Annotated in this window: 12 protein-coding genes and 2 pseudogenes; 2 read left to right on the forward strand and 12 right to left on the reverse strand. The window is 66.0% G+C overall.

Features of this window, described 5'->3' with window-relative positions:
* Positions 1 to 7 precede the first annotated feature (7 nt).
* The 6 genes and pseudogenes from ARC63_RS00285 to ARC63_RS00310 form a co-directional block, all read right to left on the reverse strand.
* Positions 8 to 1,033 (reverse strand): AAA family ATPase, encoded by a 1,026-nt coding sequence (locus ARC63_RS00285; protein WP_019659996.1) that lies wholly within the window; start codon positions 1,031 to 1,033, stop codon positions 8 to 10.
* Between the two features lie 197 nt (positions 1,034 to 1,230).
* Positions 1,231 to 3,204, reverse strand: coding sequence for a type IV pilus secretin PilQ (locus ARC63_RS00290; protein WP_049437119.1), 1,974 nt, complete (start codon positions 3,202 to 3,204; stop codon positions 1,231 to 1,233).
* 21 nt (positions 3,205 to 3,225) lie between these two features.
* Positions 3,226 to 3,732 carry a pilus assembly protein PilP gene (locus tag ARC63_RS00295; protein WP_010484064.1) on the reverse strand — a complete coding sequence of 169 codons (507 nt, stop codon included), beginning with the start codon at positions 3,730 to 3,732 and terminating at the stop codon, positions 3,226 to 3,228.
* A 26-nt stretch (positions 3,733 to 3,758) separates the two neighbouring features.
* On the reverse strand, positions 3,759 to 4,415 hold the full coding sequence (locus ARC63_RS00300) for a type IV pilus inner membrane component PilO (protein ID WP_010484063.1): 657 nt from the start codon (positions 4,413 to 4,415) through the stop codon (positions 3,759 to 3,761).
* Positions 4,412 to 5,302 carry a PilN domain-containing protein gene (locus ARC63_RS00305; protein WP_057502237.1) on the reverse strand — a complete coding sequence of 297 codons (891 nt, stop codon included), beginning with the start codon at positions 5,300 to 5,302 and terminating at the stop codon, positions 4,412 to 4,414. The genes ARC63_RS00300 and ARC63_RS00305 overlap by 4 nt, the downstream gene beginning before the upstream one ends.
* Positions 5,302 to 6,361: pseudogene (locus tag ARC63_RS00310) on the reverse strand (pilus assembly protein PilM). Before ARC63_RS00310 ends, ARC63_RS00305 begins: the two are co-directional and overlap by 1 nt.
* A gap of 219 nt (positions 6,362 to 6,580) precedes the next feature.
* Here ARC63_RS00310 and ARC63_RS00315 point away from each other — a divergent pair.
* Together ARC63_RS00315 and ARC63_RS00320 are read left to right on the forward strand one after the other, a co-directional pair.
* Entirely contained in the window at positions 6,581 to 9,004 is a 2,424-nt protein-coding gene (locus ARC63_RS00315) for a penicillin-binding protein 1A (RefSeq protein WP_010484060.1), read from the forward strand.
* 236 nt (positions 9,005 to 9,240) lie between these two features.
* Positions 9,241 to 9,885, forward strand: a complete 645-nt coding sequence (locus tag ARC63_RS00320) for a hypothetical protein (protein ID WP_057502238.1) — start codon at positions 9,241 to 9,243, stop codon at positions 9,883 to 9,885.
* Positions 9,886 to 10,061: 176 nt separating this feature from the next.
* Here the strand turns inward: ARC63_RS00320 and ARC63_RS00325 are convergent, their stop codons facing one another.
* From ARC63_RS00325 to ARC63_RS00345, 6 genes and pseudogenes are all read right to left on the reverse strand, one after another.
* Positions 10,062 to 10,805: a hypothetical protein gene (locus ARC63_RS00325; protein ID WP_049453335.1), complete on the reverse strand. Its 744-nt coding sequence runs from the start codon at positions 10,803 to 10,805 to the stop codon at positions 10,062 to 10,064.
* Between the two features lie 69 nt (positions 10,806 to 10,874).
* A complete protein-coding gene (locus tag ARC63_RS22565) occupies positions 10,875 to 14,690 on the reverse strand; it encodes a YadA-like family protein (RefSeq protein WP_425513152.1) in 3,816 nt (1,271 codons plus the stop codon).
* Between the two features lie 15 nt (positions 14,691 to 14,705).
* Positions 14,706 to 15,419 (reverse strand): annotated as a pseudogene (locus ARC63_RS23875) (ESPR-type extended signal peptide-containing protein); the annotation flags it as partial.
* 64 nt (positions 15,420 to 15,483) lie between these two features.
* Positions 15,484 to 16,191: a pilus assembly protein gene (locus ARC63_RS00335; protein WP_057502239.1), complete on the reverse strand. Its 708-nt coding sequence runs from the start codon at positions 16,189 to 16,191 to the stop codon at positions 15,484 to 15,486.
* A 17-nt stretch (positions 16,192 to 16,208) separates the two neighbouring features.
* Positions 16,209 to 17,315 carry a CfaE/CblD family pilus tip adhesin gene (locus tag ARC63_RS00340; RefSeq protein WP_338141126.1) on the reverse strand — a complete coding sequence of 369 codons (1,107 nt, stop codon included), beginning with the start codon at positions 17,313 to 17,315 and terminating at the stop codon, positions 16,209 to 16,211.
* Positions 17,316 to 17,335: 20 nt separating this feature from the next.
* Positions 17,336 to 20,059: a TcfC E-set like domain-containing protein gene (locus ARC63_RS00345; protein ID WP_057502241.1), complete on the reverse strand. Its 2,724-nt coding sequence runs from the start codon at positions 20,057 to 20,059 to the stop codon at positions 17,336 to 17,338.
* Positions 20,060 to 20,083: the final 24 nt, after the last annotated feature.

Below are 20,083 nucleotides of genomic sequence, written 5' to 3' on the forward strand. Positions count from 1 at the left end.
CGCAGGCTCAGGGTGCCGGCACCCGGGCCAGCAGCTCCTGCACCAGGCGTTCGCCATCCCAGCCTTCGGCAGTAGCTTCGTAGCTGGGCAGCACGCGATGGCGCAGCACGTCAGCAGCGACCGCACGCACATCATCAGGGGTGACGAAATCGCGGCCGGCCAGCCAGGCGCGCGCACGCGCGCAGCGTTCCAGTGCGATGGAACCGCGCGGGCTGGCGCCCCAGGCAATGCGGCGGCCAAGGCCAGCGTCATAGCGCGCCGGATCACGCGAAGCCAGCACCAGCTCGATCAGGTAGCGCTCCAGCGCCGGCGCCATGTGCAGGTCCAGCACTTCGCGGCGGGCATCGAACACATCCTGCATCGGCAGCTTTTCCGGCGCCGGTGCGGCTTCGCCCAGTGCGCCACGGGCGCGCTCGCGGGCCAGGCGCAGGATCTCCGATTCGGCAGCCTGGTCCGGGTAGCCGATGCGCACATGCATCAGGAAGCGGTCCAGCTGTGCTTCCGGCAGCGGGAAGGTGCCTTCCTGTTCGATCGGGTTCTGCGTGGCCATCACCAGGAACAGCGGCGGCAGCGCGTAGGTGTGGCGGCCAACGGTAACCTGGCGCTCGCCCATCGCTTCCAGCAGTGCGGACTGCACCTTGGCTGGCGCGCGGTTGATTTCATCGGCCAGCAGGATCGGGTGGAAGATCGGTCCGGGTACGAATTCGAAGCGACCTTCCTGCGGACGCCATATCTCGGTGCCGGTCAGGTCGGCCGGCAGCAGGTCCGGGGTGAACTGCACGCGGGCGAAGTCAGCTTCCAGGCGCGAGGCCAGCGCGCGGATCGCCGTGGTCTTGGCCAGGCCCGGAGCGCCTTCCACCAGCAGGTGGCCATCGGCCAGCAGCGCGATCAGCAGGCGTTCGACCAGTGCCGCCTGGCCGACGATCTCGGCCGACAGGGCATCGCGCAACTGGGTGAAGGCGCCATGCAGGCGGGAGGTGGCCGGCGCGGGCGGCGGCGAGACGGTTTCGGGCATCGGCGGTGGCAGGTTCATGGGGGCCTTTGACCGGCGCGGGACGGCACGGGTTCCCGACATCATCGCAGGGTGCCCTGCGATTGGCATCAAGAACGGCTGAACGGCCCATCCACGCATGGCGTGGATCTACTGGACATGGGCGGCGTGGATCTACGGGTGGAAACGAAGAAGGGCCGCGCATGGCGGCCCTTCTTCGTTTCGCGGGTGGCGCGGGCTCAGTTCTGCTTGGCCACGCGCAACACCTTCGGCGTCACGAACACCAGCAGCTCGGCCTTGTCCTTGTTGCGGCCGCGCTTCTTGAACAGGTTGCCCAGGAACGGCACGTCGCCCAGGAACGGCACCTTGCTGATGCTGCTGCGGTCGGTGAACTCGTACACACCACCGATGACCACGGTCTGCCCATCCTCGACCAGCACCGCGGTGTTGACCTCGCGGCGGTTGATCGACGGCACCGTGCCGTAGCCCTGCAGCTCGATCAGGCGGTCGACTTCATCCTTCTTCACCTGCATGTTGAGGAACACGCGGTTGTCGTTGGTGATGGTCGGGGTCACCCGCAGTTCCAGCACCACTTCCTTGAACTGCACGTTCGGGGTGGAGCCCGCGCCACCGGCAGCACCGGTGCCGCTGATGGTGACGTAGCCGATTTCCTTGCCCTGCTTGATCATCGCCTCGCGCTGGTTGGTGGTGACCACGCGCGGGTTGGAGATCACCTCGCCTCGCGACTCTTCCTGCATGGCCGACAGCTCCACGTCCAGCAGGTAGCCAGCGTTGAGGATCGACAGCGCCAACGAACCCGGGTTGCTGGCCGTAGCCACCGGCAGGTTCCAGTTCAGGCCGCGCTTGATGGTCGGGCCGCTGGGAACCGGGGCCGGGCCGACGCTGCCACCCGCCTGCCACTCACGGACCGCCTTGGCGTTGGCCAGTGCCGTATCGACCTGCGACTTGCGGGTTTCCTCGTTGGCAGCGAGGCTGCCGCTGAAGTACACGTTGTCGCGGCTGCCGCTGATGCCGAACTTCGCACCCAGCTCGCGGGCGAAGGTATCGGTGGCGATGACAATGCGGCTTTCGATCAGCACCTGGTCAACCGGACGGTCGATCACACCGATCAGCTCACGCATGCGCGCGATCTTCTTCGGGATGTCGCTGATCATCAGCGTGTTGGTGCGCTCGTCGGCCACGATACGGCCGCGCGAGGACAGGAAACCACTGTCTTCCTGCGACGAACCGCCACCACCGCCATTGCCGCCGCCACTGCCGCCGCCGATGCCCTTGGCCTCGGTCAGCGCTTTGAAGATCTGCGTGGCGCTGTGGTAGTTGATCTGGACGTAATCGGTGACCAGGTCTTCGCGGTTCTCGATGGCGATGCGCGCGTCTTCCTTCTCCTGCTCGAACTTGGCCAGCTCAGCCTGCGGAGCGACCCAGATCACGCTGCCATCGCGACGCTTGTCCAGGCCCTTGGCGCGCAGCACGATGTCCAGCGCCTGGTCCCACGGCACGTTGACCAGGCGCAGGGTCACATTGCCCTGTACCGAATCGGACGCCACCACGTTGAGATTGGATTCTTCGGCGATCAACTGCAGCACGGTGCGCACCGGCACGTCCTGGAAGTTGAAGGTCACCGGCTTGCCGGTAAAGCCACGCTGCCCCACCGCCTTGGCAGCCTGGGTGACGCTGCCGGCGGTGACCGCGCCCACCGCGGCGGGCGCTTGCCGCGGGCTGATCTCCACCACGTACTCGTTGCCACTCTGGTAGGCCAGCGACTCCACCGCGCCACCGGTACTGAGCACCAGCTGGGTACCGGCACCGGACGGCTTGGCGTCGATGCGCTGCACCGGCGTGGCGAAGTCGGTGACGTTCATCGGCTTCTGCAGGTTGGCCGGCAGCCGGGCGTTACCGACATCGACCACCACGCTGTTGCCCTGCGTCCGCAGGTCCGGGACCGCGCCCTGGCCGTCGAACTGGACGATCAGGCGCCCGGCGCCATCATCGCCGCGCTTGAAATCGATCTTGGCCACCGACAGGCCCGCCGGCGCTGCCGCCGGTGCCACAGTGGCGCCCACCGGCTTCTCGGCCGGTGCGGCGGCCAGCGCCGGAGCGCAGGCCAGCATCAGCGCGACTCCCAACGCGCTGACACGGTTCAAGGTAGAGCGCCGGATGGGACGCAGCCCCTTGGCTTGGTGAAAGGTCATCGTGCTATCCCCAGTAAACGATCATTGATCTTCAAGCGAGAGCGTTGCCGGCCGTTCCAGCCAGCCGCCCGCGCCATCCGGCACCAGTTCGATCAGCTCCACGTGGTCCTCGAAGACCGCCGTGACCCGCCCGTCGCTCTGCCCCAGGTACCCGCCCGGGCGTACCCGGTAGGTCACCTTGTCCGGCCCCATCACCAGCGCCACGGTAGCGGCGCCGGTGCCGATGGTACCGACCATGTCCAGTGCATCCAGCGGGAAGCCTTCCAGCGGCTCCTTGCGCCGGTTCGGATCCGGACGCAATCCGCCATTCCCCTGCTGCGGATTGGTCCAGGCATCGGTGAACGGGTCGCGCAGACCCTGTGCGGAGTATTCGAAGGTTTCGAACTGCTGCATCACCGGCAGCGGCTCCAGCGGCTGCGCCGGTCGGGCACGCTCGCCTTCCACCCACTTTTCAAGGTTCGGCGCATCACCCGGCGTGCTGGTCACATCGCGGCCGCACGCGGCCAGCATCAGCACGACGGCTGCCATCCCACAACGCGCAAAGAGGGAACGGATCACTTCTTCTCCTCCTTGCCGGCGTCAGCCGCCTGCTGTGCCTGCACCTCGGTCTCATCCAGATAACGATAGGTCTTGACCGTGCCGGACAGTTCCAGCGCACCGCTGCGGGCGTTGCCGGTGGCCTTGTCCTTGGGCTTGAGGTTGATGTCGTGCATGGTCAGGATGACCACGCGCGGCAGCGACGCCACGCCACTGACGAAAGCACCGAACTGGTGGTAACTGCCCACCATGCGCAGCTTGATCGGCTTTTCGGCGTAGAACTCCTTGACCTGCTCCTGCTCCGGCTCGAACAGCTCGTTGGTCAGGCCGCTGGACAACGCCGTCTGCGAGATGTCGATGATCAGGTCCGGCATTTCGGTCTTGCTGGGCAGCTGCCGCAGCATCTGCTGCAGCACCTGTTCCATCTGTGCCAGCTGCTGCTTCAGCGGTGCCAGGTTCACCGCGCGCTCCTGCTGCTTGGTGAACTCGGCACGCAGATCGACTTCCTTCGATTCCAGGCCGGCCAGCTCCTCGCGCTTGCCACTGATCAGCAGCATCCACGCAACGAACATGATCACCAGCGCCAACAGCGAGCAGAAGACGATCTTGGCCTTCTGCGGCCAGTTGCCGATGTCGTTGAAATCCAGGTTCTTCAGATCGATTTTCTGGCTCATGCGCGATCCCCCTGCAGCGGGGCGTTGAAGGCCTGCGGCGGCTGCGCCAGGCGGCTGCCCTCGGGCTTCGGCGCAGGCTTGGCAGCCGGGGCTGCCGGCTGGTTCGGCGCGGCCGGGGTGGCAGCAGGTGCGTTGACCGGAGCGGCGGCGGGGGCGGGTGCAGCCGGAGCAGCAGCGGGCTGGCCTGCGGCCGGTGCAGCAGGCGCCGCTGCATCCGGGCCGGCGGCAAGCGGGGCCACTGCGGGCGGCGCCGGCGTTGCCACCGAACCATCGGCGTTGAGGCCTGGCGTACCGGCCACTTCCTCACTCTGTGCCGGCAGCTTCACCTTGACCACGAACACATAGGGCAGCGCCTTGATGTCGGCCAGCGGGCCAACCTTGCCGTCCTTGTCCTTCTCGGGATCACGCGCTTCGATGATCGACAGTTCCGGGTTGGTCATCCAACCGGAGGTCTCCAGGTTGCGCATGTACGCCGAAACACGGGCGTTGGACTGGGTGCGGCCTTCCAGGGTCAGCACGTCGCCTTCCTGCTTCAGCGCGGTCAGCACCAGGCCATCGGGAATCGTGCGCACCAGCGCATCGAACAGGTGCACCATCTGCGAGCGCTTGGCCTGCAGTTCCTCAATGACCTTCTTGCGGGCCAGCAGGCGTTCCTTCTGCGCGTCGAGGCGGTCGATCTCCTTGTTCTGTTCCTTGACCTTTTCGATCTCGGCTTCCAGATAGGCGTTGCGGTCCATCTGGCCGCTCACCTGGCGGTCGTAATAGAACCAGATCACCAGCGACAGCAGCAGGCCACCGATCGCGGCCATGCCCAGCATTGCGTAGAACTCGCGCTGGCGTTGCTTGCGCCGCTCGGCGCGCCAGGGCAATAGATTGATGCGTGCCATCAGTCGAAGCTCCTCAGCGCCAGACCGGTGGCGATCATCAGCGCGGGGGCATCCTGGGCCAGCGCATGTGCGTTCACCTTCGGCCCCAGGGTCATCTGCGCCAGCGGGTTGGCGACCACGGTCGGCACGCCCAGCTGTTCCTCGACCATTTCCGGCAGGCCGCCGAGCACGGCGCAGCCGCCGGCCAGCACGATGTGGTCAACGCGGTTGAACTCGCTGCCTGCGTAGAAGAACTGCAGCAGGCGGCTGATCTGCTGGACCGTGGCTTCCTTGAACGGCTCCAGCACTTCCATCTCGTAGCTTTCCGGCAGCCCACCCTGGCGCTTGGCCAGGCCGGCTTCCTCGTAGCTCAGGCCGTAACGGCGCATGATCTCGTCGGTCAGCTGCTTGCCACCGAACACCTGTTCGCGGCTGTACAGGCTGCGGCCGCCGCGCAGAACGTTGAGGGTGGTCATGGTGGCGCCGATATCGACCAGCGCGACCACGCCCTCGATGGACACCGGCAGCTCGCTGGCGACCAGGGCGTAGGCGTTCTCGACCGCGAAGGCCTCCACGTCCATCACCTTGGCCTGCAGCCCCCCCCAGTTCCAGGGCCGACTGGCGCAGTTCCACGTTCTCCGAACGCGACGCGGCCAGCAGCACCTGGACCATCTCCGGGTTGTTCGGGATCGCCCCGATCACCTCGAAGTCCAGGTTCACTTCCTCGATCGGGTACGGAATGTAGTTGACCGCTTCCAGCTCGATCTGGGCTTCCATGTCGTTTTCGTCGAGTTCGGCCGGCATCGGGATCACCTTGGTGATCACCGCCGAACCGGCGACGGCGGCAGCGGCCAGCTTGGCCTTGCTCCCCGAGCGGTTCATCGCACGGCGGATGGCCTCACCCACGGCCTCCACTTCCACGATGTTCTTCTCCACCACCGCGTTCGGCGGAAGAGGTTCCACGGCGTAATGTTCCACACGAAAACGGTTGCCACTGCGGGACAGCTGCAAAAGCTTTACCGCAGTCGAACTGATGTCGACGCCTACAAGCGGCGACTGACTTTTTGGGATGAGCCCCACGGTTTCTCCCCTGCCGACGGGCACTTGGACGCAAGACCTGCGCCCGAGCATTAATAACGTATTCTTAGCAAATGGCAACGGCCCTGCTGTGAAGTCCCTCACGGATTCACCATGCAGCCCCTGACTGTTCCCCTTGCGCTCCCCGGCGACGACCCCAGCCGCCACCTTGCGTAATCTATACTCTGCGACCACGAAATTCGCAATCGGAATCTGAACCCGATGACTCGACTCCGCCGCTGGCTGCGCTGGATCTTCCTGATTGTCCTGGTCCTGGCGCTGATCGGCGCGGCCGCCGTAGGCGGTCTGTACTACGCCGTGTCCTCCAAGCTTCCCGACGTGCAGACCCTGCGCGACGTGGAAATGCAGGAGCCGATGTACGTCTACGCTGCCGACGGCAAGCTGATGGCGGTGTTCGGCGAGACCCGGCGTACCCCGATCACCATGAAGGACGTGCCCGAGCGCCTGAAGCAGGCCTTCCTGGCCACCGAGGACGCCCGCTTCTACGAGCACGGCGGCGTGGACTACATGGGCATCGGCCGTGCGGTGTGGCTGCTGGCCACCACCAACGACAAGCGCGTGCCGGGTGGCTCCACCATCACCCAGCAGGTGGCCCGCCAGTTCTTCCTCAGCTCCGAGTACAGCTACACCCGCAAGCTGGCCGAGATCCTGCTGGCGCGGAAGATCGAGTCCGAGCTGAGCAAGGACGAGATCTTCGAGCTGTACCTGAACAAGAGTTTCTTCGGCAACCGCGCCTACGGCGTCGCCGCTGCCGCCGAGTTCTATTACGGCAAGAAACTGAACGAGCTGGACCTGGACGAGATGGCCTCGCTGGCCGGCATCCCCAAGTTCCCGTCCTCGGGCAACCCGATCTCCAACCCGGAGCGCGCCCGCCAGCGTCGTGACAACTATGTGCTGCAGCGCATGGCCGACCTGAAGTTCGTCAGCCAGGCCGAGGCCGACGCGGCCAAGGCCGTGCCGATGCACGCCACCGCTCATGAGCCGCCGGTGCAGGTCGATGCCCCGTACGTGGCCGAACTGGTGCGCCAGGAAATGATCGCCCGCTTCGGCGGTGACGTGGTCAACAAGGGCTACCACGTCACCACCACGATCGATTCGACCCTGCAGACCGCCGCCAACCAGTCGGTGCGCGACGGCCTGCTGCTGTACGACCACCGCCACGGCTGGCACGGCGTGGAGAAGCAGGTGCAGGTGGGTGCCGGCGAAGACGCCGCCGCCCTGGCCGAGCACCTGCGTGGCCTGTACGGCCAGGCCGGCCTGCTGCCGGCCATCGTTGCCAGCACCGGTGCCGATGGCAGCGCCACCGTGGTGCTGGCCAACCGCAGCGAGATCGTGCTGCCGGCCGGTGCCGCCAAGTGGACCAACAAGACCCCGGGCAAGCTGGTGCAGCGCGGTGACATCGTGCGCGTGCGTGCCGGTGCCAAGGAAGGTGAGTGGCTGCTGGATCAGCTCCCGCGCGGCCAGTCCGCGCTGGTCTCGCTGGATGCCCACAGCGGCGCGCTGAAGGCGCTGGTTGGCGGTTTCAGCTTCTCCGGCAACAAGTTCAACCGTGCCACCCAGGCCCGCCGCCAGCCGGGTTCGAGCTTCAAGCCCTTCATCTACGCCGCGGCCTTCGACAAGGGCTACAACCCGGCCTCGATCGTGCTCGACGCCCCGGTCGTGTTCCGCGACCGCCGCGGCAAGACCTGGGCCCCGCAGAACGACGGCGGCGGTTTCCGCGGCCCGATGCGCCTGCGCGAAGCGCTGGTGCAGTCGCGCAACCTGGTCTCGGTGCGTCTGCTCGATGGCATGGGCGTGGACTACGCGCGCAAGTACATCAGCGAATTTGGTTTCGCCGAATCGGAACTGCCGCCGAACCTGTCGATGTCGCTGGGTACCGCCTCGCTCACCCCGCTGTCGGTGGCCCGTGGCTACGCCGTGTTCGCCAACGGCGGCTCGCGCGTGGACACCTGGCTGATCGACCAGGTGAACGACCGCGACGGCAACCTGGTGTTCAAGGAAAACCCGGCGATGGCCTGCCGCGACTGCGCCGGCAGCAGCGACCAGCCGGTCAACCAGGTGGTGGACGGCTTCAACTTCGGCGCCCCGGCCCCGAAGGTGGACCCGGCTGCTGCGGCCAAGGCCGAAGCCAAGGCCGAGACCCCGGCCGCGCCGGTCAACCCCGATGCCCGCACCGCCCCGCGCGCGATCGACGCCCGCACCGCCTACCAGCTGGTGTCGATGATGCGCGACGTGGTCCAGCGCGGTACCGGCGCCCAGGCCAAGGTGCTCGGCCGCGAGGACGTGGGCGGCAAGACCGGCTCCACCAACGACCACCGCGATGCCTGGTTCTCCGGCTTCGGCGGCCCGTACGTGACCACTGTGTGGGTGGGCCGCGACGACTTCCGCTCGCTGGGCTACCGCGAATACGGTGGCAAGGCCGCCCTGCCGATCTGGATCGACTACATGCGCACCGCGCTGAAGGACACCCCGATTGCGCAGAACGAACCGCCCAGCGGCATGGTCCAGGCCACCCTCAACGGCGCGACCGAGTGGGTGAAGGTGGAAGACATGGACCGCCTGACCGACTACGACCTGAACCTCAATACGCCGCAGGCCGACGCCGCCGCGTTCGATATCTTCTGACGAAGGATTCGGTGGGTGCCAACCGTTGGTTGGCACTGCCCTTTGTAGAGCCGAGCCCATGCTCGGCTTCGGGGGCCCGCCGTAGAGCAGCCGAGCATGGGCTCGGCTCTACAGGATCAACGGCACCCGTTTGCCGTGGTGGGTGCCAACCGTTGGTTGGCATCTCTGCGCCATACCCACGCAGATGTCACATCCCTGCGCTACTCTGTAGCCAGGTCGCAACAGGGAGTCATCGCATGCATCGCGCCCGTCAGCATGCTGCCAACCAGACCCGCGAGCGGCGCCACCGCCTCGCCCACGAAGCCGCCCGCCTGATGGCCGAAGGCGGCATCCGCGACTACCACCAGGCCAAGTTGAAGGCCGCCAGCCGGCTCGGCATCCACGACGATGCCTCCCTGCCCCGCAACACCGAGATCGAAGACGCGCTGCGCGAGTACCAGCGGCTGTTTTCCGGGCCCCGGCACGGCAACGAACTGCAGCGCCGCCGAGAGGCTGCCATGCGTGCGCTGGAGTTCCTGCACGGCTTCTCCCCGCGCCTGGCTGGCCCAGTGCTGGACGGCACCGCCGACGCCAACAGCCCCGTGCAGCTGCACCTGCACAGCGACGACCCGGAAGCCGTGCACCGCTTCCTGGACGAGCACGGCATTCCCGCCGAATCACGGACGCGCCGCCTGCGCATGGACCGCGAACGCTGCCTGGACGTGCCGGTGTGGGTGTTCAGTGCCGAGGAACTGACCTTCGACCTGGCCGTGCTGCCGTACGACGCCCTGCGTCAGGCACCGTTGTCGCCGGTGGACGAGAAGCCGATGCGGCGCGCGTCTGTCGCGCAGTTGCGGCAGGTGCTGGCCGAGGCCGAGATCACCGCGTACATCGGCGGATGACGGCAGCGCCGGCCCATGGCCGGCGAGCGCAGCGGTACCTGCCTTTGGTGGGTGCGGACCGTTGGTCCGCACCGTGCTTCAGGCAATCGATTGCTGGCCGAAGAGCAGTCGAGCGCGGCTCGACTCTACAGAAGCTGCGCTACCTGCTCTGGCAGATGGCGCCCATCATGCTCCCGCTACCAGACGAAACGGGTATCGCGCAGCGGGTCGCTGAGCAACTGTGGCAACCAGGGCGCGGGGGCCCGCTGTGGATACTCCCGCATCATATGCGCATGCATGGCCTGCAGGTCCCGCAGCAAGCCGGCCTGAAAGTAGACGTCGTTGAACGTATCCGACCACCCACTCTTCACCCGCTCACGCTCGCCGCCCTTCAAGAGCGGCATCTGGTCCAGCGGCACGTCCAGGATCGTCGCCAGTGAGGCGTTGATCTGCGCATTCTCCACAGCGGCCTTGCGCACGGGGTCCAACCGATCCCGAATCTGCCGGCAGTCGTAGGGGAAGCACCCGCCTGTGACGTTGATGTAGTCAGCGATGTCCGCCAGCATATCGGCCTTCAGACGCCACACCACCTCGCTGTCCATCACCTGCCGTACCCGCATCGTGCGCAGCGTACTCGCCCGCACGTCCTCCGGCGTGGTGAACTCGGCCCCCCGCGTGCTGCCAGCGTGACGCACCAGCACGATGCGATGGATCGCCTCGCGGGTGACGCCTTCGATGCGCAGCGCCGCGGCTTTCGGTTGCACGCGCGGCGGCGGTACGCCCAGCATCTGCCACAGGTACCACAGCACCAGCAGCAGACCGGCAATGCATAGCCCGCTCATCAGCGTCCACAGATCCAGGTTCCGGGTGTAGTAGCGAAAGCGCGCCCGCCAGATATAGAACGTGCGATAGCTGACGATTCCACTTACCCATCTGTACATTGCCTTCTCCTCGGCAAGGACCCCGGCGCGGCGGGGTTTGTTACGCGCACCACGCCGGGGCCGCATGGCTTACCAGCCGATGCCCACACCCACGCCCATGCTGCGTTCACCGCTGTTGGTGAACGCACCATTGAGGCTGAAGGTGGCTGAGCCCTTTTCGTTGAGCACGCGCTGGTAGCCCACCGCCATGGCCGATTCGCCTTCGGCATAACCCACGCCCGCGCCGAGGCGGTTGTAGGTGGCCAAGCCAGCGGTATTCATGGCCATGGCCGTCTGCGCGCTGCTCATCGCCGCCATGCGGTTGAAGCGCTTGTCCATCTTGTCCAGGCGGCGTTCGAAGTTGCTGATGGCACCATCGGTGTATTCGTTGGCGCGGGCCAGCATCTTCTCCAGTTCGGCGGTATCGACCTGCGGCGTGGGCGACGGCGCGTCGTCCTTCTTCGACTTCGGCCGCGGCGTGGGCGACGCGCCCTCGCCTGCCGAGGCCACCTGCGGCGAATCGCTGGCCTCCGGCGTTGGCGTGACCTGTTCGGTCGGCGCGGCCGAAGCCGCTGCCAGCGCACGCGACTGCGGCTGGCTATCCACGCGCTGCTCCAGCCCATCCATGCGGCCATTGAGCTGCTGCTGCACGGCGTGCAGCTGGCCACCGTTGACCGCCTCGCGGCTGCCGGCCGCGATCAGGCCGTTGGCCACGTTGGAAATGACCATGCCATTGGCGCCGGCCAGGGTGAGCTGGGCAGTGCCGTCGCTGCGGGTGGAGGGCGTTTCCTGGAAGACCGAGCGGAGCTGGGTTTCGACGCGGTCTACGCGGGAACCGGTGGTGACTACGGCGGAGTCTAAGGCGGTGAGGGCCTCATCGACAGTGCTATGGACCCCTCCTTGAATATTGTACATAGGGCCGATGACGTTGCCTTGCTGGTCCAATGTGGCTCCACCACCAAGAAACGCCAAAGATTCGCGAAGTTGCGCAACGACTACTGCGTCACTACTTCCACGCCCCCTATCTATGTTCACGATACGCCGGCGCAAAGTATCGTTGCCCACTGAAACGACATTCGCTTCGGTGGCAATCGACGTCGCTCCCAATGCAACTGCCCCATCCGCACCACTGGCGATCTGACTTGCTACACCAATTGCCACGCCCGATGTAGCAGCAACCTTTGTTCCACTCCCCAGCGCAAATCCGCCCTCAGCACCAAGAGCAACCTGCGAACCCCTACCGATAGCGACAGAGTTGATTCCAGAAGAAAGTGAGTACGCGCCAATGGCAGTTGCACCACTCCCGATTGCCTTAGCGTCACTGCCAATTGCCACAGCCAGACTCCCAGCCTCAGCACTGCTGCTTTGCGCGTCCCAACCCACCTGAACGAACTCGCCACGCTCTTCAATCTTGCGTAGAGCCAAGTTGGTCGCAAACAACTGCCCACCATTCACTGCATCCGTACTGGCCGCAGAACTGATATCCCCCGCTGCCACCCCCGATACGCGCGCACCTTCCATGTCCACCAGGTGACGATCAGCACTGAACTTGACCACGCCATCCAGATCCGGATCGAAGTTATCGAAGTCCGCACGCAGCGCATCCAGCTCGACCCGGTTGTCGGTGATACGCCCGTCCTGATCCGTCAGCTGCTGCGCGTGCCCAGCCAAAGCCTGTCGCTGTGTCTCCACCGTGGCATTGGTCGCAAACAGCTGCTGCCCGGTCACCGCATCGGTGCTGCCTGCACTCAGCGTGCCGTTGGCGATGTTGTAGATGCGCCGCTTGCCACCGCTCTTGTTGGCGACATCCACAATCGTGCCGGTGTTCTCTGCACCCAGGCGGACATTGCCACTGGCAGACACCTGGCCCACCAGTCCGCCCAAGGCATCAGCCTTCTGCACAGCGCCATCGGCTATGCCACGGGCAGCGTCGGCCGCCGTCTTCGCCGCGGTTGCGGCGGTGCGCACACTGGTCACTTCGCTGTTGGTGGCATTGAGCTGCTGCCCGGTCACTGCATCCGTGCTGGACGTACTGAGCACGCCATTAGCCAGATTCTGCAGCTTGCGCTTGGCGCCACTCTTGTTGGCCACGTCGACGACGGTGCCGGTGTTGTCCGCGCCCAGGCGCACGTTGCCACTTGCCGATACCTGCCCCACCAGACCATCCAGCACCGCCACGCGCGCCTGCGCACCGTCCGCGGTCGCCTTCACAGCAGCCACGCTGGTGTTGGTGGCATGCAGCTGCTTGCCGGTCACCGCTTCACTGCTGGACGTACTCAAGGCACCATCGGCCATATTGACCACTTTGCGCTTCAACGAGCCATTGCCCACCGAGACCTGATTGGTCCCAGTCGTGGCTGAGCCATTGCCGAGCGCAACAGCGCCCGCATGTGCCGCATTGGCGCGATCACCAAGGGCCAACGCGCTCTGCGCCGTGGCGCTCGCCTGATTACCCACCGCCGAGGCATACAGGCTGCTGGCTACGGCGCCGCGCCCGACCGCCGTGGCCTGGTTGGCCGACGCGTTGCTCTGGAAGCCCAGAGCGGTGGCGTGCGTGCCTTTGCCGGAGGCCTCATGGCCGACGGCAACGCCTCGATCACCCGTTGCGACGGCATCCAATCCAAGCGCCACCGCACCGTTGCCACTGCGGGTGCCAGCACCGATGGACACACCCGCGTTGCCACTGATCTTGTTGCCTGCGTCGTCCACCGTCGCGCGAGCGTCCGCGCCCATGGCGACGCTCTTGCCGTTGTAGGCCTTGGCGTTGTTACCCAGCGCCGTACTGATGCCGTAGCTGGCCTGCTCCGCGACAGCTCCCGCGCCCAGGGCCACGGCGCTGGCGTTCAGCCGCGCAGTCGTTGCGTCGGCTGCAGCCTGCGCCTTGCTGACATTCACATTGGTGGCGTTGAGCTGCTTGCCCGTGACTGCCTCGGTGCTGGTCGTACTCAGCGCCCCATCCTTCAAACCAGAGATACTGCGAACTGCGTTGGACTTGTTGCGCACATCCAGCACGGTGCCGGTGTTCTCGCCGCCAATACGCACGTTGCCGCTGGCCGAGACCTGGCTGACCAGGCCACTGACCGCATTGGCCTTGGCCAACGCTGTGTTGGCATTGGTATTGGCCGTATTGGCCGTGGACTGTGCTGCCGTGGCTGTCGTCTTCGCTGCATCGGCAGCGGTCTGGGCCCTGGTCACGTTGGTGTTGGTGGAATTGAGCTGCTTGCCGGTAACCGCATCGGTACTGGTACTGGACAGCCTCGCATCGGCCAGATTGACGATCCGGCGCTTGGTGGCCCCGCTACCTACCGAAACCGTATTTGCTTCGGTCGCAACAGAACCCCGACCCAGTGCGATGGCGCCGGCAGCACTCGTGGATGCGCCGTAGCCAATGGCAATGCTGTCGTGGCTGGCAGTGCTGTTACCGCCGAGGGCAATGGCGCCGTTGTATCCATCTGCGCCCGCGCGCGAATCGGCGCCAATCGCTATCGCGCCCTCGGAACTTCCATTGTCGACACGAGAGCCACTACCTACCGCGACACCATTGCGTCCATTTACATAGGCCGAATTTCCATAGGCTGTCGCACCAATGCCCACCGCACTCGAACGAGTGCCGACGGCGGTTGTGTGAGTACTGCCAGCCAGCGCTTCGAAGCCAACGGCAATTCCATACTCATCACTGGCCAAGGCATATTTTCCAAGGGCAGTCGCTCCTCGCCCTGATGCCTGAGCCCCGCGCCCCATGCCAAGCGCGCCCTCGCCCAACGCCCGCGCTTCATAGCCCAGGGCAATAGCATCATTCTCGGCCTTGGACAGACCGCCCAGTGCGATTGCCCCCGTCCATCCATCCGAGCCGGCAAACGAGCCCCCGCCGATGGCGATGCGAGACACGCCAGCGGAACTGTCCACGGTCTTTGCACTTCGCCCAATTGCGATGGCGTCGTCGCCAATGGCCGTCGCGTGGTTGCCCACTGCGATTGAGTATGCACCGAATGCCTTGGAGACGGCCCCCACCGCGGTCGCGTACTGTGAGGTTGCTTGGCTGAGGTAGCCAAGCGCGTGTGCGGTCTCGGCTGAGGCAACAGCAGAACTTCCAAGTGCGACCGATGACCGTCCACTGGCGGCGGCCTGGCTGCCAACAGCAACTGCACTCATGGCGGACGCCTTTGAATCCCTACCCATCGCTATGGTGAAAGACTCGGTTGCCTGGGCATTGGAACCTGCGGCAACACTGTAGGAAGCACTGGCAAGCGCCCTCCAGCCGAACGCAGCGGAGTAGAAGTCCTCGGATCGCGCGTTAGGTCCCACGGCCGAACTTCCATAGCCATTGGCCTTGGCTTGATAGCCAAGCTCCAACGCAAGTCCGCCTGCACGTGGCGTAGCTGAGAACAGCGAGTATGCGGAAGAGGATCCTGCGCGAACCCCCGCGTTCAGGCAAAGCGCCTGCCAGATGGACTCATCGCACTCATCAGCCGCGATGATGTCGCTGGCTTCCGCAGAGGGAACCGCAAGAACAAGCCCAAGCAACACTGCGCCCGCAGCCGCTGACCGCGGCTTACCTGCGGTCGACGCCAGTTCGCTGGCGACAACCCAGCATTGGCGGGTTCGATTCCACACACGTCTGTAGATACGGTTCATTGCTTACTCCTTAACAGCCAGTTCAAGTGAAAGCCCGCCAGCACCCGCTGGCGGGGCTGGGGAATCAACCGGCGCTGGGCGCCAGGGTCTGTACGTGCTCGCGATAGCCATCGCGAGTCAGCCGGTAACGCATCTGCAGCGTGTGTCCCGGCTGCACGGGGAACGGCAGCTCCAACGCACTGCCGGGGTACAGGCTTCGCGACACATCGTGCGCGGTGCAGCGCGCGCCATCGCAGTCGGCGATGCTGGTGATGCCTACGCGCACCGTGCCGGTGTTGCGCAGGCGATTGCCTTCCACCTGTACCGCCATGGCAGGCTGCGCGGGCAGCACATTGACCAGCGCCCCCCAGACCAGGCTGACGCCGATGTTGGCCTGTGCACGCTCACCCTCGCCTGCGCGCTCAATGCCGTCTGGACCACGCACGCCTTCGAAATACACGCGGTAGGCGGTTTCCTTCTCGACCGGCTGCAGCGGAATCACCCGGATCAGGCGATTGCCACCACCGGCCAGCGCGAACTTTCCGGGGGTGATGGCGATGGCCGCTTCGCCGGGCTCAACCTCAACCTCCTGTTCGTCTGCACCGGCAGGATTGACGATGCGCTTGATTGAAGCCTGCACGTACTGCGGCTGGGTGGACTGCGAATAGATGCGGATCTGCGCGCCCTTCTTCACGTCTACCGATGTGCGCATGGGGTGCACGGTGAGGTTGGCGTGGGCAGGCATCGCCATCAGCAGCGACAAGGGAAGCAGGCAGCGAATGAGAGGCTTCATCGGGGGCTCCATGGGAATCAGGGCGTGACAGTGGGAACGCGCAGTTCCACCTTGAGATCGCCGTCGTAATAGCCGGGGCGTTTGCTGCTGACCGGCACACGGGGGGTATCCAGCGTCAAAGGCGTGGGCACGCAGAACACCGGCTGCGTCATGCCGGGTAACAGCACCAGGCGCAGCTTTGCGGTATCGATGCCATGCAGCAGCTGCTCCACACCGTTGCGCATGGGCAAGGCGCTGCCGTTGTGATCGAGGGTGACGGTGTAGTCCACGCGTTGCGTAGCGTCACTGCCGCCGTCGGTATGCCAGACCGAATAGCCGGAAGGCCCCGGAGGACGCGGCCCGCTGTCGCGCACGGTGACGCCCAGGTACTGGCTTTGCGAGCCCAGACCGTCATACAGGCACATGTCGAGTTGGGTTCGGCCGCCGACGGTCTGTGCGATCGGGTCGTACTGCAGGTTCAGGCCGACGTGCGGGGTGACCTGGTCGAAGAGCGGGAAGTAGATGGAGACCGCGTTGTAGTCGGTGATGGTGAAGTCGAACACGAATATGTAGCGCGCGAGCGATCCTCCGGAGCCATCTCTCAGCGACAGCTCAAGATTTGCTTTCCAGCGGCCAGCAACGAGCTGACGGAGTTCAGCAGCTGGAATCCGGAGTGACAGAGCCGTGCCACTTGCGGGCGTAACGCAGGCTGCCGAGAACGTGGTCCAGAGAGGCCGCACATGAGGCTGCCAGTAGTCATTACATCCCCGCCCGGACTCAGCGCGGTCAAGCCATCCCTCTACATTCACTTCAGTTGGTAGTCCACTCCGTTGCTCAACGAATCGAAGGGGGACGCGACTCCTATACGAGCCGTTCTCACCGGTATCACTTACAGGACAGCTACCTGTCGCCGGATCCGAGTTGGATCTGCAAGTAAGATGTAGCTCGCCCAAGCCCATTTCGGGCCGTTTGCTATAGCCAAGTAGTGTTTTGGGGGCAAGCAATTCAACTTCGACGGGAAGTGCTGATCTGTCCCAGCGCTGGGCAATGTGCTGAACAATGTCTCCACTTGGCGGATCGGTCTCCGGCGGCTGCTGCGCCATCGCCCGTGGCGCCAACACCACCAGCGCACACAGCACCGCCATCACCCACCACACCCGGCAGTTCACTGCGCACCTCCTGCGGCCGCGGTCTGCGGCGTGGCGGCAATCAAGGCCTGCTCCTGCAGCAGTCGCGTCACCCGTGCCTGATGGCGGATGTCGGCAGGCAGCTGCGCCACGGCCAGCGGTTCGCACTGCACGGTGCCCACCAGCATCACCACGCTGCGGCGCTCGCGCACCTGCAGCGGGCAGTGCAGCAGCCGGTCGTCCTGCAGCAGGTACAGGGTCTTTTCACGTCGTGGGAAGTCGGCCACGAAGCCTCCGTTGCTGCCGGTGCCGGGCACCGGCGCGTTGAGAATGCGGGCGCCGCGCAGCGGTGCACCGGCGATGTCGTGGGCGTTGCCGATGAAGGTGTAGGTCACTTCAATCGGCACCGGCATGCGCACCAGCCGCCCGGGCGAGAGAAACAGCGGGCGCGCACCGCCCACACCGCTCACACGCACCGCGGCGATGCTGTCCAGTGCGCTGGCGTCCTGCACTTCAGCGCGGTGCGATTGGTAGGCGGACACCGGCAGCAGGCGGCGTTCGCCCAGCTTCAGGCGCTGCCGGCGCAGTCCGCCCACCTGCAGTTCGGCCGCAACGCCGGTCAGGTCCAGGTCGTCGGTGTCATCCACCTGCACCGCCAGCCCGGCGTCGGCACCCACGCCTGCGCCCCAGTACAGCCCACGCGAGCCGATGGCCAGGCCGGAACTGTGCGTGGCGCTGTACGCCACTTCATTGCCACCCTGGTGCTGGTAGCGCGATACCGTGGCACCGGTCTGGCCGATGCGGTTCTGCAGCTGCCCGCTGAGCGTGGCGCTGTAGCGTTCGTTGTTGCCGCCGCGCAGTTCGCCCGACACTTCGCGGTACTGGTCTTCGTATTCCTGGCGCAGGGTCTGGCCGGCGCTGTAGTTGACATCCGGTCGTGCGTGCTGCGGCTGGCGCACATCCAGGCCGTAACGCCGCTGCGAACTGCCGCGATCACCGCGCTGCAGGCGGTTGAGGCTGACGTTGAAATAGATGCCGCGGTCACGACCATCGCGCAGGCCGCCGCCACTGGTCTGCTGCCACACGCCGATGCGGCTGGAGACACTGAACTCGCCCCAGCGCTGGCTGCGACTGTAGCTGGCCTGCCAGGTGCGGCTGAGCTGCGGCACGCGCGTGGGCTGTGGCACCCACGGCGGCAACAGCGGGTCGAGCCCGGCCAGCGGGTCATCCCCCAGCCCCGGCTGCAGCGTGCCTGCGCGCCAGGTCTGACGGCGGGTGTAGGCCACGTAGGCATTGCCGCCCGCCACTGGCAGCGCCATCGAGGCGCTGAGCGAGTCTGCACAGCCGAGCCGGTCGCGCGCGTCGTCCTCGAACTGGCAGGCGCGGCCGCGCATGCGCTGGTGGTACACATTCCACGAGGCGCGGCGACGATACGAAAGCTGATGCTGCTGGCCACGGCTGCCATCGCTGCCGTGCATGCCGCTGAAGGTGCCGCGGATCTCCTGGGTGGCGAACACATGGCGCAGGTCCAGCCGCAGTTCGCCATAGCTGAAGCCGCCGAGGTCGGCGATGCCGGCCGTCACTGCCACGTTGCGCGATACCGGCACGCGCAGGCCGGCCATCGCCGCCAGCTCGTCGTTGAAACGGTCGCTGCGGCGCTCGTTACGGCGGCCACCCTGCATGAACCACTGCACGCTGCTGTCGGTCCAGTCGCCACCCTTGTCGAACGGCGCGTCCTCGCTGCGCACCAGCACGCCGTCTTCGTAGATGCGCAGGGTGACGGTGTAGTTGCCCAGCGGAAACCGGCGCGTATCGAGCTGGTTGATACCGGCCTGCAGGTAGAAGGTCTGCAGCAGGCGCTCGCCATCGAACGCATCCACCCGTGCATCGCGTGCCAGCAGCACGGTGAGCGGCGTGGCTTGTACGGCGGCCGCCGAATCCACGTAGGCCTGCGTGGTGCCCAGGCGCAGGCCCTGGAAGCGGTCCATCGGCAGCATGCTGAAGCTGAAGGTGCCGCCCTGCGGACTGCTCAGGTTGCGGCGGTCCATGCGCCCGGCCTGCAGGTAGTGCTGCTGCCCTAGGTCATGGCGGTAATAGGCGTTGTCCAGCTGGAAATCGCGGTTGGCGCGGCCGCCGCGATAGTGCTGCTGGCTGAAGGTCCAATCGGCAGACAGGTGCCCGCGCTGGAACACACCCAGCGCGCCCATGCCCTGCGCGGCCAGCGACTGGTAGCCGCGGCCGCCGCTGACGTTGAACGTGTGCTGGTGCAGGAAGGCATTTTCGGCATTGGCGCTGACCTGGTGGTAGCGCTCGGCGGCCGGTTCGCCGGGAATCCATTGGCGGGCGACGAACAGGCGCACGGCGCCCTCGCCTTCGTCATACAGCGCGCGCACGGCGGTGGGCTCCTCGGGGGGATCGATGTAACCGCAACCGGCGCTGGCGCCACCGTAACGGCAGGCCAGATGGCTGTTGCGCGGCAGCGGCTGCGACAGCGCTGGCAACAACGCGGCCTGTGCCTCGGCGGGCAGCTGCAATGCCTGCAGCGCCTCGGCCGGGGCTTCCAGCTGCACGTGTTCCAGGGTCACGCGCACCGGCACCAGCCCGGTCGAGCGACCGAACAGGCGCACCTCAAGTTGTTCGGTCTGGCCTTCGACCAGATCCTCGAAACCGGCGGGAACGCCTCGCGCCGCGACCAGGGGCGTGGCCAACGACAGGGCGAGCGCGACCGCCAGCCGGGTGACGGCGGGTGCGGGAAATTTCATGGGGGTGTTACCGGAAGCGGCCGG

It is taken from the genome of Stenotrophomonas geniculata ATCC 19374 = JCM 13324, from assembly GCF_001431625.1.
Classification (GTDB): domain Bacteria; phylum Pseudomonadota; class Gammaproteobacteria; order Xanthomonadales; family Xanthomonadaceae; genus Stenotrophomonas; species Stenotrophomonas geniculata.

What these genes read in the sequence shown, in the direction of transcription:
- ARC63_RS00320 (WP_057502238.1), top strand. Translation starts at nt 9,241, where the DNA reads ATGCATCGCGCCCGTCAGCATGCTGCCAACCAGACCCGCGAGCGGCGC.
- ARC63_RS00340 (WP_338141126.1), bottom strand. Translation starts at nt 17,315, where the DNA reads ATGGCGGTGCTGTGTGCGCTGGTGGTGTTGGCGCCACGGGCGATGGCG.
- ARC63_RS00325 (WP_049453335.1), bottom strand. Translation starts at nt 10,805, where the DNA reads ATGTACAGATGGGTAAGTGGAATCGTCAGCTATCGCACGTTCTATATC.
- ARC63_RS00315 (WP_010484060.1), top strand. Translation starts at nt 6,581, where the DNA reads ATGACTCGACTCCGCCGCTGGCTGCGCTGGATCTTCCTGATTGTCCTG.
- ARC63_RS00345 (WP_057502241.1), bottom strand. Translation starts at nt 20,059, where the DNA reads ATGAAATTTCCCGCACCCGCCGTCACCCGGCTGGCGGTCGCGCTCGCC.
- ARC63_RS00285 (WP_019659996.1), bottom strand. Translation starts at nt 1,033, where the DNA reads ATGAACCTGCCACCGCCGATGCCCGAAACCGTCTCGCCGCCGCCCGCG.
- ARC63_RS00305 (WP_057502237.1), bottom strand. Translation starts at nt 5,302, where the DNA reads ATGGCACGCATCAATCTATTGCCCTGGCGCGCCGAGCGGCGCAAGCAA.
- ARC63_RS00295 (WP_010484064.1), bottom strand. Translation starts at nt 3,732, where the DNA reads ATGGCAGCCGTCGTGCTGATGCTGGCCGCGTGCGGCCGCGATGTGACC.
- ARC63_RS00335 (WP_057502239.1), bottom strand. Translation starts at nt 16,191, where the DNA reads ATGAAGCCTCTCATTCGCTGCCTGCTTCCCTTGTCGCTGCTGATGGCG.
- ARC63_RS00300 (WP_010484063.1), bottom strand. Translation starts at nt 4,415, where the DNA reads ATGAGCCAGAAAATCGATCTGAAGAACCTGGATTTCAACGACATCGGC.
- ARC63_RS00290 (WP_049437119.1), bottom strand. Translation starts at nt 3,204, where the DNA reads ATGACCTTTCACCAAGCCAAGGGGCTGCGTCCCATCCGGCGCTCTACC.